This window comes from Vulcanisaeta sp. JCM 14467 (assembly GCF_001316245.1).
Classification (GTDB): domain Archaea; phylum Thermoproteota; class Thermoprotei; order Thermoproteales; family Thermocladiaceae; genus Vulcanisaeta.
Genome location: NZ_BBDM01000001.1, coordinates 1 through 12,431, shown reverse-complemented (window position 1 = coordinate 12,431; position 12,431 = coordinate 1). Strand labels below are relative to the sequence as shown.

Annotated in this window: 17 protein-coding genes; 10 read left to right on the top strand and 7 right to left on the bottom strand. The window is 36.0% G+C overall.

Features of this window, described 5'->3' with window-relative positions; genetic code table 11:
• The first annotated feature begins 11 nt into the window (after positions 1–11).
• Positions 12–242: a hypothetical protein gene (locus JCM14467_RS00080; protein WP_054848689.1), complete on the top strand. Its 231-nt coding sequence runs from the start codon at positions 12–14 to the stop codon at positions 240–242.
• A 497-nt stretch (positions 243–739) separates the two neighbouring features.
• Here JCM14467_RS00080 and JCM14467_RS20300 read toward each other — a convergent pair whose 3' ends face one another.
• Complete coding sequence (locus tag JCM14467_RS20300; RefSeq protein ID WP_252900200.1) at positions 740–916, bottom strand: pyridoxal-phosphate dependent enzyme; 177 nt, start codon at positions 914–916, stop codon at positions 740–742.
• A gap of 140 nt (positions 917–1,056) precedes the next feature.
• Here JCM14467_RS20300 and JCM14467_RS00075 point away from each other — a divergent pair, with 140 nt between their 5' ends.
• From JCM14467_RS00075 to JCM14467_RS00035, 9 genes are all read left to right on the top strand, one after another.
• Positions 1,057–1,257: a hypothetical protein gene (locus tag JCM14467_RS00075; RefSeq protein WP_252900199.1), complete on the top strand. Its 201-nt coding sequence runs from the start codon at positions 1,057–1,059 to the stop codon at positions 1,255–1,257.
• A gap of 47 nt (positions 1,258–1,304) precedes the next feature.
• Complete coding sequence (locus tag JCM14467_RS00070) at positions 1,305–1,700, top strand: hypothetical protein (RefSeq protein WP_054848687.1); 396 nt, start codon at positions 1,305–1,307, stop codon at positions 1,698–1,700.
• Positions 1,690–1,983 carry a hypothetical protein gene (locus JCM14467_RS00065; RefSeq protein ID WP_054848686.1) on the top strand — a complete coding sequence of 98 codons (294 nt, stop codon included), beginning with the start codon at positions 1,690–1,692 and terminating at the stop codon, positions 1,981–1,983. Before JCM14467_RS00070 ends, JCM14467_RS00065 begins: the two co-directional genes overlap by 11 nt.
• 1 nt (position 1,984) lies before the next feature.
• Positions 1,985–2,305, top strand: a complete 321-nt coding sequence (locus JCM14467_RS00060) for a hypothetical protein (protein ID WP_054848685.1) — start codon at positions 1,985–1,987, stop codon at positions 2,303–2,305.
• Between the two features lie 31 nt (positions 2,306–2,336).
• A complete protein-coding gene (locus JCM14467_RS00055; protein WP_054848684.1) occupies positions 2,337–3,227 on the top strand; it encodes an N-6 DNA methylase in 891 nt (296 codons plus the stop codon).
• A 126-nt stretch (positions 3,228–3,353) separates the two neighbouring features.
• Entirely contained in the window at positions 3,354–4,535 is a 1,182-nt protein-coding gene (locus JCM14467_RS00050) for a hypothetical protein (protein WP_054848683.1), read from the top strand.
• 91 nt (positions 4,536–4,626) lie between these two features.
• A complete protein-coding gene (locus JCM14467_RS00045; RefSeq protein WP_054848682.1) occupies positions 4,627–4,818 on the top strand; it encodes a hypothetical protein in 192 nt (63 codons plus the stop codon).
• Positions 4,815–5,924: an McrB family protein gene (locus JCM14467_RS00040; protein WP_054848681.1), complete on the top strand. Its 1,110-nt coding sequence runs from the start codon at positions 4,815–4,817 to the stop codon at positions 5,922–5,924. The genes JCM14467_RS00045 and JCM14467_RS00040 overlap by 4 nt, the downstream gene beginning before the upstream one ends.
• A gap of 10 nt (positions 5,925–5,934) precedes the next feature.
• On the top strand, positions 5,935–7,284 hold the full coding sequence (locus JCM14467_RS00035; RefSeq protein ID WP_252900406.1) for an McrC family protein: 1,350 nt from the start codon (positions 5,935–5,937) through the stop codon (positions 7,282–7,284).
• 2 nt (positions 7,285–7,286) lie between these two features.
• Here JCM14467_RS00035 and JCM14467_RS14310 read toward each other — a convergent pair whose 3' ends face one another.
• The 6 genes from JCM14467_RS14310 to JCM14467_RS14300 form a co-directional block, all read right to left on the bottom strand.
• Positions 7,287–7,424, bottom strand: coding sequence for a hypothetical protein (locus JCM14467_RS14310; protein ID WP_252900198.1), 138 nt, complete (start codon positions 7,422–7,424; stop codon positions 7,287–7,289).
• A gap of 579 nt (positions 7,425–8,003) precedes the next feature.
• Positions 8,004–8,561: a hypothetical protein gene (locus tag JCM14467_RS00030; protein WP_054848679.1), complete on the bottom strand. Its 558-nt coding sequence runs from the start codon at positions 8,559–8,561 to the stop codon at positions 8,004–8,006.
• A 155-nt stretch (positions 8,562–8,716) separates the two neighbouring features.
• A complete protein-coding gene (locus tag JCM14467_RS00025; RefSeq protein ID WP_054848678.1) occupies positions 8,717–9,391 on the bottom strand; it encodes a hypothetical protein in 675 nt (224 codons plus the stop codon).
• A 212-nt stretch (positions 9,392–9,603) separates the two neighbouring features.
• The gene (locus JCM14467_RS00020) at positions 9,604–10,209 is read right to left on the bottom strand and encodes a radical SAM protein (protein WP_054848677.1); all 606 of its coding nucleotides are present in this window, start codon (positions 10,207–10,209) and stop codon (positions 9,604–9,606) included.
• 1,498 nt (positions 10,210–11,707) lie between these two features.
• On the bottom strand, positions 11,708–11,959 hold the full coding sequence (locus tag JCM14467_RS14305; protein WP_252900197.1) for a hypothetical protein: 252 nt from the start codon (positions 11,957–11,959) through the stop codon (positions 11,708–11,710).
• On the bottom strand, positions 11,943–12,299 hold the full coding sequence (locus JCM14467_RS14300; protein WP_252900196.1) for a hypothetical protein: 357 nt from the start codon (positions 12,297–12,299) through the stop codon (positions 11,943–11,945). Before JCM14467_RS14300 ends, JCM14467_RS14305 begins: the two co-directional genes overlap by 17 nt.
• Between the last annotated feature and the right edge of the window lie 132 nt (positions 12,300–12,431).

Sequence of the window (12,431 nt, the reverse complement as noted above, 5' to 3'; positions counted from 1 at the left end):
AATAAACCGCAATGCCCATTTGGGCGTACCACCTCGATGAATTCAGACTCGTCAGTGACTACGACTTCAACTACACAATCAATGAGTTAATCGGTATTGCGATCAACGAGGCGGAGAGGCGAGGCATCAAACCAACCACGGTCTGCCGCCTGGAATTCGACGGCGACGTGGTAATCGAGGTAAGAAGCGAAGACGGACTAGCAATGAAGCTCATCAAGCAAAAGACCCAACAGAAGCACTGAGGAAATTCTACGAGAACGAGAAAACCATGAAATGCGCACCAACAAAATAGGCCCAATTGAAATAACCTAGCTTTTGAGAAAATTACTCACCTACACCATTATCAGCATATGGGGTACTAAGGCATGGAAAAGAACTAAAATCATACTCTTTATAATGATTTGATTTTAGCATCTTAGCATCTTTCTCGAGTATCGGTCTTCCTAAAATAGCTGATGTATTGACTAAGTATGCTCCAGGCCTATCCTTCTTCTCGATAAAGCTGAGCTTAGGTACTGGTCTCTTTAAACTAGCGATTTCGGGCTTTTGGGCTTGGGTTTAACCCTTCAAGGATACTTAACATGGTCTCCTTTAATCTCATTAGGTCATGAAGATTTTATCTTCTCAATAACATTAACATTTAAAAGTAATATTGAAGGCACCGACAAAATTAGCTCATCTATTGATAAAACACTAATAACATTACTACCACTGCCCATTAGTAATATATCTGGATCCTTCAGGCATGCCCGGTGGCTATCAGCACAACCTTGTCCCTGGCATCAACTAAGCCCTCACGCAGGGCCTTTATGTAGCCCGCAAACGACGCCGCACTGGCTGGTTCGACACCAATGCCCTCCCTACCAAGCATTTTCTGGGCCGTCAATATCTCCTCATCACTAACCTCAATGAACATACCACCATGTGATTCTCTTCACTAACTGTTATAACCTAGTATCTCAATCTATTCCCTATAAGTATAAGCAGAATTAGCGGATAAATTTATATAGCATGATTGTGTATATTTATATGAGAGTTTTAAATATGACTCTAAAGATGCGTGTAGTACTGGCTTCCATTAAGCTTGGACGATATAATAAAGCCACTGTGTTAGGTGAAGTAAGGAAGCTACCGGGACTTAATGAAGAGCGAGGTCTTATGGATTATCGAAGAGGATGGAGTAATTATATAGTTATTGAGAAGGGTGAGAACGATGTCCAGAAGGAGAGGAAAAAAATAAAGCAGATACAACGCTAATAAAATATATAAGGAACGTAAGCACCTCAGCCAATATCTATGAGTTTGTGGATAAGGTACACAACATATTGTATAAAATGGAGGGAGCAGGGGGTTTAGATGCAGTCATGAGACTTCTACCTATTATAGGTTACATCGTTAAGAGGGCTAGGGAACGAGGAGGTACAGAGCAGACAGTGGCAGAAGTAGTCAGAGAAATGCTTAAGGATATAAGGAGAACGAGAGATGAAGAGATAATTGCATTCATAGAAATGCTATCTTCTCGTGTAAGCGATGAGGCTGTAAAGATGTTCTTACAAAGTATGGCTAATGTTATCCAACATCACGTGACTACAAATCTTCTTGAAAAGATCCTTAAGACCATAGCAGAAAACGTAGAAATTCAAAAAGCGCTTGTACATTATGATGCATTGGGAGCATTGTTTGAAAAAAATGGTCTATGAGGCCTTTAAGGGTGGAGCTGGTCAGTATCTTACCCATAGAAACCTTGTAATCACTATGAGGGAGATAGCTTGGGCTCAATTTGAAGCCGAGGGCTTCTCTCCCATAAATGTTAAAGTATATGATCCCTGCGCTGGTTCTGCTCGTTTTCTCACATTCTGGCTTGAAAAGATACTGAAAGAGTTTCCAGAGTATCGTGAACCTTACAAGCTCAGAGATTATGCTGAAAAAACGTCTCTTTGCCACAGATTTGTTCGAGGAAATGGTGAGTATATCGTCGGTTAACATGATGATATATGGCAATGGTATAACGAACATATTTAGAGCCGATGCAACAAACAATTTCGGCCCAATAGTGAATCTTAAAGCCTCTAAAGAATTTCTCAAAGGCTTTCTTGAAAAATGGGATAATATTAGACGTGGAATAGTAGCGGAAGGCTTAGAACAAACTGAGTTGGAACAAATGGAGGAGAACACGTACAAATTTGCTGATGCTATACTGAAAGGATTAGAGAAAAAGACAGTAGAAATTAATATAGCTTCAGACGAATTCCTAAGCTTTATAGGTATAGTGCATAACCTTAGAAAAAAACGATGTAGCACTTAAGGTTCTTCAGGGACTTGAGGAGCTCATAAGGTTGACTGAATTACCCCCAATAATATACCTTATGAAGAAGATATGGAGCAGACACAATAATGAGGTAAGGAGGGGATTTGACCTCATACTCACTAACCCACCTATGGGACGTGCTGGCAGGGGAAGGGGTAGAGGAGAGCTACTTATAGATGATAGGTATATTCTTGTACAGTATGCTCTTGCTCAAAATATGTGGCTACGTGACATGGGGCGTAGGGAATTACAAGAACTAGCGAAAAAGCTAGGAACTAATGCTAATCCTGAAAAGATAGCTGACAAGCTAGGAAGGGAATGGATCACTCCAGAAGATTACGGCAACTATGTCTATAAACTTATACTTAAAGACCCAGAGTTAGGATGGAACTATATAATTTATTATGATAGTAACTTAGAGCCGATACTATTTCATGACAGGTTACCTATACAAGTTGTGCTATTGGAGCAATTCCTAAGAATTATAAGGTTAGGCGGTAAGGTATTCACAGTAATAGACGTTGGTGTACTAAATAATCCAGGTGACGAGTGGATTAGAAGACTCTTATTCACGGCAAGGCACACACCAGTAAAGGCCAAGCTTAAGGCAGTGATAGAGCTACCGCATGGAGCATTTTACTATACGGGGGCAGGAACAAAGACAGCGCTACTATTCTACGAGAGAGTAAACGAGATACCTGATGACTACGAGTTCTTTGTGGCACTAGCAGAGTACATAGGCTACGACACCCACAGTAAAAATGCTGAACCAATAAAGGAAAATGATCTACCTCTAATCATAACTGAATATTTTAAATGGATAAGAAGAAAGTCAGATTACTACGAGAAATGTCTAGAAGAGTGGAAGAAAGAGAGAACATGTAGCTGGTGGATACAAGAGTTTGAGGTGATCGAGTGATGCCTACAAAACCAGTAAAGATAAGTGTTCCTATAACGAAATTAAATACAGAAATGTTCAAAGAAATACCAAGGCTTAGGCTTGATTCATCTAATTTATTATATTTAAAAATATATAAAGAAATAATTGAAAGAATTCGATCAAAATCGAGTAGAAGTTACTAAAATGGAAGAATTAATAAAACCTTTATCTAGAAGACTAAAGCCGCAGAAAATAGCAACGATAATGGTTAGATCTCTATGGAAGCTATCAATAAGTCCAATAAAGCTAGAAATCAGACAGCAGGGATTTTTCAGGGAAGTTCCTTTACATGCATTAGTTATAGTGATTACTGGCCAAGCAATAGGTAAAGTGAGTATGGTCCCTAAGTACCTAAATAATATTTTATTTGAATTTCTAGGTGTTAATAATGTCGCAACAACCGGAGACATAAGTGTTTTCTTACCGAATAAAGATGAGTATATACAATATCTAGATGCGTTTCTCAATACTTCTTTAGGTCAGGTTATCTTAGAACTATCTAAATATGGAACTACAAATCAGCATATAGATTTACAGATATTCATTAAACAATATGTGCCTCTTATCTTAGTAAATAAAATAGCCAAATTATTAGAAAGTTCTATTGAAGAGTATGAGGCTAAAGCTTGGAGGGCGTACTTCAAAGCAATGAAAATAGTCGAGGAATACCTCAAGATAGAAGATATTGGTTTAACTGGTATAAGCACTATGAAGATTATGAGGAATGTTGGTAGAATCGATGCTGCTATACATCTACTCCTTAGCAGTATGGCATCTAAAATTGGTGAAGAGAATATACATTATATTGGTAAGTTTTATGATATAATTTCAGGTACAGCGCCATCCTCAAGAAAATATGAAGAGTTCTGTAAAGGCCAGAAATATATTTCCACAAAATCCATAGATGAATCTGGCTATATAGATGACGAAAGCTTTTATTGTTACCCAGGGCAACTAAAAACACGTAGTTTCGCTAAAAAGGGTTCATTAGTTATCCTCAAGAATGCTCATACAGTTGAAGCTCTCGGTAAGGTCGGTGTCGTATATCCATATGATAATGTATCTGTTATAAGCGACCTTTACATACTTAACCCTAAATTGTCTATAGACGAAGGTGTGTCTTTCTACATAAATGCACTATCAAAGACAAAGCTGTTTAAACAGATAATACAATTGTTGGCTTACGGACTTACAGCACATATTAGAGCAGAGGACCTAGCAAAGATGCCAATACCATTTATAGAGCAATGGGAAGAAGTAGCTAAGTACATGAAAGAATTTTTTTGAAAATATGCATCAAGCAAATGCTTTAAAGAGACAAGCTATTACGGAACTAGAGAATCAAATTTTTAATTTATTAAGTTAGCTGGTGCCTGCGATGTCTGTTGATATTGAGAAACTGATCGCGAAATTAAAAGAAAGTATATTAGATGATTTAAAGGAGAGAGGTCTTAAATATGCCTTAGAGATATTGAGTTATGAGTCCTTTACTAGGCTATCTCTACCAGTTGATAAGTATGTAGAATTGAAGAGGTGGCTTGTAAATGAATTTCTTCGGAGAAAGATGTGAGGATAGAGGATTGGAATGACAATGATATTGATGGTATAGCGAGCGTTTTAAAAGATGAAGATTTACCATATGATTTAAAGCTTGAGATTTTTAAGAGCATGCTTAGTTTTTACTCTAAGGCACGTGAACAGGTTGGGAGGATAGCCGAGACTGTGAGTCCGGGTACTGTAGCTTCAAGGGTTATTAAAGGATTGATTATCCTTATGGAGAACTTCGAGCGATTTGCCGAGGTTAAGAAGCCGGAGGAGTTCATATTTCCTAATTTGGTGCCTCCTAATCCAAGACCTAAAGAGGATTTGTTAAGTGAAGTAGTTAGCATTACTGAAAATTCTAAACAAGTCATACTTATAGGTCCACCTGGATCAGGAAAGACTCATTTAGCTATGTGGGCAGCGCACATATTAATTACTAATGAGAGGCGCCGTGGTTTTTGGGTCTTAGTACAGTTTCATAGAAGTTATAGATACGATGATTTTATTGAACGCATGATATTGAAATCACGTGACGGCCATATCGAGTTAGTGGTTGAGCCTCAACTCTTCGTTAAACTATGTCGTTATGCTCAACAGAATCCTGATAAAAGGATAGTGCTAGTTATAGATGAGATTAATAGAGCCGATGTTGCGAGTGTTTTCGGCGAGCTTATATATGCTCTTGAATATCGCGGATACCCTGTTAAGCTCACATATTCGGGAGAATATTTAGTAGTACCGGAGAACTTATATATCATAGCAACCGCTAACGATATTGATCGAGGAACATTCGACATTGGTGTGGCTCTGAGACGTAGGTTTGAGGTTATTAGGATAGACGCAAGTGAAGAAGCATTGAGAGAATTACTTCAGGGACAGGGAGCGCCAGATAGTGTGATAAATGCTGCGGTCAATATCTTTAATAATGTCAATAAACTCTTTGAGGAACTAATAGGCAAGAAGGGCTTAGGTCATTTATTCTTTAAGGGAGTTAGAGATAAGGAGAGTCTTGTCAATGTGTGGAAGTTTAGGGTAAAACCTTTGATTGAGACGTATTTTCTAACAACCGGTATAATGAGCCAAAGGGTGCGGCAATTGATTAAAGATATAGAATCGCAACTTGATAAGCTGTAGAGTGATTACAATGAGTGAAACTATAGAAATAGGTATGCGTGAATGGGAGGAAAGGACTCTACCTGAAGAGTTGGTGAGTGATAAGGAGTTCTTAAATAGACTTTTGAATTTATTTGATAGAAGAAATAATAAGGTCTTCGATGCTATATTAAGGCTTGATGGGAAAGTGGCGATTAAAGCCCGAGGCTATGTGGGAATCTTCGCTCTTAAGGATAGTAGAGACAGAGATATAATTCTTATTGTCGAACCGAAGATAGGTATAAAGAATCTTGTATGGATGTTAGCTATTAGTGAGGCTAAGAATTTCAAAGAAGTGAGAGAAATAGAGAACCTAATCTCTATACCAAGTAATGGCCAAAGCGTTATTGACCTTTTAGTAATCGGTATTGTAAGGAGATACTTAGAGAAATTAAGTGAAGCCATAATGTATGGTTTCTTAGAGATGCCTAAAATAGAGGTTGAAGAGGGCACGGTTATTAGGGGCAGAATTCTTAGCTCATTAATCCCTAAAACTTTATTTTCAAACCCTTCGCCAAGAGTGGCATATGAGATTCAATATTATACTGTTGATAATCCCATTAACCAATACATATTGGATACCGGTTATATGCTTTATCTTAGAGCACGCTATTTACTTAAGATAATAGATAAAGATCCAGGTATTATATTTAAGGCTATGCTTGAACTTGATTATAGCCCATTTTCATTGGTAAGGGATGTAAATATCCATGATTTATTATCCATAGTGCCTTTGGATAGGCCCTATATAAACGAACTACTTAGGCTTGCAGTAATTATAAGGAAGTGGTTGGAATACGAACAACCACCACGCTTAAGGGAATTCATAAGGGTGCCAGCACTATATATTAATATGAATAATCTCTTTGAAAATTTTGTTAGGAAAATGATGACAATAGCTGCGAAGTGGCTACGTAGAACTAAAGGAATTAAGATAGTCGTAAGAAAGGCAGGAGAAAAAGAACAAGCTTTAGTTACTGCTCCAAGACCTAAGGTCTATCTGGAACCAGATATAGTTATTGAAGTTGATGGAAAACCTGTGGCAGTTGGTGACGTAAAGTATAAACTTGTTAAGGACCCATTAAAGTCAGGTCCAGAGGGCGATAGGGATGCTGTATACCAAGTATATACCTATATGCATGGGTGGGATGTGAATAAGGGATTCATTGTTTACCCCTCAATTAAAGACACATCTTCCTATGTGCCTTATCTATTAAACGATGGAAAGAAGCTCTACATCATTAAGATACATATTGATAAGGTAGCTAGATCCTTTAAAGAGCTACGGAGCTCCGAGTTATTTAACAAGCTTTTAAAATTCCTAGAGGAGCTCATAAAATAGTGCTATTCAAGAGACTGGTAAAAGTATCTATTTCTTAGGTCCTCACTGATTATGTTATGTACGTTATCCGTGAAGTTCTTGAATGATTTAACATTCATGTTCCTCTTTTGCAACCTCATTAATGACCTTACCGTGCTCACCCTTACTCAAGTAAGGCCATGTCTCATAAACGGATGATTTTATATTTATTATTTTTATCTATTATATTTATTTAGCTATAATTATTATTCATTCATAGCTCAATTTTTTAAATATATATCACTATAGTTACTTTTACGTATGTTCATAGCTGGACCTATATAAACATAATTTCCATAATAGTGCATTATCGATATCTTGTATTTTTTTTATAATCTAACATTGATAATAAAATATTAAGTATATCTAATTCTGATTCACTAAACGTAGATATTCTTAAGGGTATATTACCTGTATAACTGTATGAAAAATATCTTGATATAATGTAGTTGAGCATTTGAACTTCCTGGTTCACATCAAGCCTTAAATTTATACGTAATGGATCAAGGCAATTAAAGCGAAGAACTCTAACACTATTTATTGTATCTTGTCTCATCTTAGAGCATGTTATTAGCTCATTAATATAATTTAATAGTTTATCTATATCATTATTCTTAATTAATTTATGTATGACGAACCTTAATTCGATAAAACAGTTGGCTGACCTAGAACAAATATCAATTATACTACATATATTTTTATTAGTGAGAAAAAAACCAATTTCGCCTTGTAAGTATTCTATATGTATGATCATCATATCCATATAAACTTACTTGTATAAATATATTGATATTAGTTTGCGATAATTCAGTTATTAATTGCTTAAATATCAATGGTGCATATTCAAGCATAGGATGAGTTTGAATAATTATATTTTTAAAATAATTAGATAATAGTTTAACTATGATATTGAAATCCTTATGTAAAAACGGCTCTCCTCCTGAAATAGTAGCGGTGGCATTTTCACATCTATTATTGATGCATTCCACATCTAATAGATGATGTAATTTATGTGCGTCAATATAAATAGGTTGTTTTCTTAGCATAGGACATGTTATACAATCATTTTTACAATCATACGTTATATCAATGACATATACATCTCTTTGTTTCTCAATTAAATTAATTGGCTCTTTAAGATATAATTTAATCGGCATTATCCCACGCACTCCACTGACCCCATTGTCCCCAGTCGTCCCAGTTCCCCCAGTTTGACCAATCGGTCCACTCAGGTCTAAGTCCCCATTGTCCTTTTTCAACTAATCTTTTAATTAGATCTTCCTGATCATAAAGTATAATTTCTACTTCTTTGTTGAGTTTTTTTACTATAAATTTTTTAATCTCTTTATGTTAGCTGAATCCGACATATTTGAATCTCTACATATTTCTTTCCTTTTTAAATTTTTCTTCAAGATTATAAGTATCTTTCTAAGGTTAAAGCGAGGTACTTCTCTAGGTTCTGTCTAAACGATACATTATTAACTATCTCTGATAAAACCTTTGTAGCAAGATGTAAATATAATTCCTCTTGCAGATGTATACCTAATCTTTCATCAAATGCAACGCAGCCAAGCCCTTTTCCAGGTAATATTTTACGTAAGTTAGACTGCACAACCATATTACATCGGCTGCTTCGAAAAATTTTAACCTTAGATATAACATGTTTAGGGTCTTTAATTTGCTTCACATTGCCCAATCTATATTTCGCTATGGTAATAAGTTCTGGACATGGGTATATATTGCCCTGCGTATCGAAAGCAAGCATTGCCATACCTGCGTAGCAACCATCATATTGATAACATACAGAAAAGCTATTACCAGCTAGTAAGGATAGTAAAAATTCAGTTAATGGTCTCACTCTAACGTAGGGGTATTTTGAAATAATATTTTCAAATACGTTTATAAGTTTCTCCGCAAATCTCTCGGGAGGTGGTATTAAATTCTTATTATAAGTAATTGGGTAATTGAGGTGAATTACCGTTAGACCTAAATCCTTAATTATATGATTAACTATGTTATCTACAAATTCGACACTATACTTTGTTATTACAGATATGGCACCTATCTCCTCTTTTTTTATACCCTGCATTGACTAACGAATTTAATGCCCTTATAGCAATATCGTAGGAGCCTCTTCCTCTTTGAAAATCATGTATATGACGAGGCCCATCAATACTAAGACCAATGCCTATATGTCTCTCATAGTACTCTTTTGCAATATTCTCATCTTGTATTCCAACACCATTGGTTTCAATAACAATCTTATATTTATGTTTTCCTAAAGTATCACGAAGATAATCGTCAATAAAAAAATATGAGGTTATTATATAGCGTAGGTTCACCACCATAAGGCTGAACATAAATTCTACTTAAATTAAGCATCGCTGAGAGTTCTACAATAAAGTCTAGAATGCTCTTCAAAGTAGACGGATCTATAACCTGTTGTCTATCGTGAATTAATCTTCTAGCACAGTAAAGACATTTAAGATTACAGTGATAAGTTATGTCTATAGTAAAGAATGTTGGCCTAAAGAAAAATTCACAAACAGGCTTTATTTGAACGTTAACTAAAGCGTTCTCGCATTTCTGATCTACCAGATAACTATATCCAAAAATATCTTGAATATAGGTAAAATTGTTATCTATTAATAAGTTATGGACAGTTCTTTTTAAATAATTAACAAACTTATACAATGTTTCTTCATTCATTACATCATTGATAAGTTTTTCTAGAACTTCTCTTCGTGCTTCTACATTATCTGCTTTTATAGAAAGATTCTTATGAATCTTAATTTCAATTCCATCTCCTGTATGGTAATACAAAGATAAAGCTGGCATTAGTATCTTTTCACATTCTTTATTAACCATTATCATTGTATTAACTTTCACGTTATCTTTTACAATCATTATTCTATCACCCTTTGGTCTCTTGAGATATTATAATTGGCTTAAGCTCTCTATCACCAAAATAATCAACATAGGACCTCCAAGGCTTTGGGCAATAGCTTTTAAGCAGACATATATCACACTTTGGGGAAGGTAGTTCACGCAATGAGCTATCTTCTATAGTGTTGCCATGTGCATCCATATAAAGTGGGTAAATCGTAATTGTTTCAGATACTCCAGCGTACTTCCAGTAATAAGGGTCAAGCATGCATAGGGGAATGCTAAAGAGTGTTATTTTAACCTTATGATATAGGCCGGATTCTTCAATATAATCTAAAATTTTTCGATATGTGGAATGGACTTGCTATATTCTACTGCTATCTCAGTCACGTTTTTCAATGCGTTATCAACGATATCGAGTCCGTGTATAGAGAATGTTAAAGGAATAGAATCTCCGAATTTATTGATAAGGAAATCTAATAGCTTTATTAATGAGTCGTATTCATAATTATATTTTGTTATTAATGTCTTAAAGTGAACTCTAAACTTCATATCTAATAATATTCGAGCACCCTCCGTTTTATCCATAAAACTCCCATTCCTTCCACTTATATAATCATGTATCTCCGGCTTATAGCTATAATACGTTGTAACAAATATTATACCTTTACTGCATTTTTCTTTCAATTTTTTTTAATCTTATTATATTTCTACTCTTTTTGACAAGTTCCAAGTTCGAGAGTATTGATATATAACTTAAATCATTAATACTACACAGTTCTTCGAGTAATTCGAAGATATAAGGGTATAAGAGTGGTTCTCCACCAGAAATTTCAACACGCACCAAAGCATTAGCATCATTTCTCTTGATAAGGTTCAGTTTTTTTCCTAATGTTATTGACAATATCTTCTACCTTTAATATTGTAGGACGATCAAATCTCTTTGAATAAACTGGACACACTTTACACTTGTCTATACATCCATATGTGGGCGCAATATAGATTGAATGTAAAGGCATATTAGCATAGCAAAAATATAGGGAGTATATAAATATTGCATCACCTTGTTTACCATGATATTGAAGATAAAGCACCTTAAATATTTTAAACGCAATGCTTTTTCATTTCTAGTCTCTTCAATTAAAGTTTCAACATATTTTGATATTATCTAAGATATTCCTCATAAGCCTTCTCAGATAACTAAAAATGCTTATCATTGGTCATAGTTGATTCCGAAAACTTACTTAGGATAAACTCATAGACGCCATTATCCTTTATCATGGTATCCATCAGTCTCATCCTCGAAGATGCACATGTATTTCAGGCGAGGATTTAGGTTTCTTAATTTCTTCGCTGCACCTTATGTAAATCGCCATATGCCCATTAACACTATCTACGTAGTGGATTAATGGGTGTGGATAAACACGAAGTAAGCCGTAATCTTAACACCAAGACTTTGTATCATCATTAATTAAGCATAATGGAAATTCCCTTTAAAGGATTATTGCTGTGAACTTGATTAGGCATTAACCCCAAGGCCTATCAATAAATTAACTACATACCTCATTATTTTGCTTAGTGCTATTTCTTGCTCACTAACATCATCGCCGCATGTGTACCTTACCTTGATTGTTTTTGGTTCCTCGCTTGTTATGATGTAGGTCACTCGGTATTTGGGTCTAAGCAAGTCACTACTCAAGGCCTTGACCTGCTTGATGACTTTAACATCCCTGTCGAGGACCTCAAGGTAATAATCACCATCGCATTCCATGCTCAGGACTGCCACGTAGATTGGTTGCATGAGTCTCGAGTACTCGCGGTAGAGGATTACTGCGGCTATGTGGTGCATACCTCGGCTTTCCTGCGTAATCCCCAGCTGGTCTCGAAGCATGAGCAGTAGTACCTACCGTCCTTGAACCTAACAATGTACGTCGGGTATCTATCACCGAGCTAGGGTCACCACTAACCACCCAGACATTATCGCTAATTTGCCTGACGTTACCGGACTCAAACCTCCTCAAAGCACGCCTAATCCATGAGCCAGGCTTACCGGGGAACTTCTCCCTAAGTCTCTCGATAATCAAATCCTCAACGTCCCTCTCGATCCTCATTGCCAACCACCCTAGCCCTAATGATCTGGACCCAGGGATTATCCTCAAAACCAATTAGCGGAGGCTCGGTGATTTCCTCGGGCTTTTTTTTGTGGTTTCGTGCTTGCTTGTTGGTTGTGTTGTTGTTTGTTT

What these genes read in the sequence shown, in the direction of transcription:
- JCM14467_RS00080 (WP_054848689.1), top strand. Translation starts at nt 12, where the DNA reads ATGCCCATTTGGGCGTACCACCTCGATGAATTCAGACTCGTCAGTGAC.
- JCM14467_RS20300 (WP_252900200.1), bottom strand. Translation starts at nt 916, where the DNA reads ATGTTCATTGAGGTTAGTGATGAGGAGATATTGACGGCCCAGAAAATG.
- JCM14467_RS00075 (WP_252900199.1), top strand. Translation starts at nt 1,057, where the DNA reads ATGCGTGTAGTACTGGCTTCCATTAAGCTTGGACGATATAATAAAGCC.
- JCM14467_RS00065 (WP_054848686.1), top strand. Translation starts at nt 1,690, where the DNA reads ATGGTCTATGAGGCCTTTAAGGGTGGAGCTGGTCAGTATCTTACCCAT.
- JCM14467_RS00060 (WP_054848685.1), top strand. Translation starts at nt 1,985, where the DNA reads ATGATGATATATGGCAATGGTATAACGAACATATTTAGAGCCGATGCA.
- JCM14467_RS00045 (WP_054848682.1), top strand. Translation starts at nt 4,627, where the DNA reads ATGTCTGTTGATATTGAGAAACTGATCGCGAAATTAAAAGAAAGTATA.
- JCM14467_RS00035 (WP_252900406.1), top strand. Translation starts at nt 5,935, where the DNA reads ATGAGTGAAACTATAGAAATAGGTATGCGTGAATGGGAGGAAAGGACT.
- JCM14467_RS00025 (WP_054848678.1), bottom strand. Translation starts at nt 9,391, where the DNA reads ATGCAGGGTATAAAAAAAGAGGAGATAGGTGCCATATCTGTAATAACA.
- JCM14467_RS00020 (WP_054848677.1), bottom strand. Translation starts at nt 10,209, where the DNA reads ATGATTGTAAAAGATAACGTGAAAGTTAATACAATGATAATGGTTAAT.
- JCM14467_RS14305 (WP_252900197.1), bottom strand. Translation starts at nt 11,959, where the DNA reads ATGGAATGCGATGGTGATTATTACCTTGAGGTCCTCGACAGGGATGTT.
- JCM14467_RS14300 (WP_252900196.1), bottom strand. Translation starts at nt 12,299, where the DNA reads ATGAGGATCGAGAGGGACGTTGAGGATTTGATTATCGAGAGACTTAGG.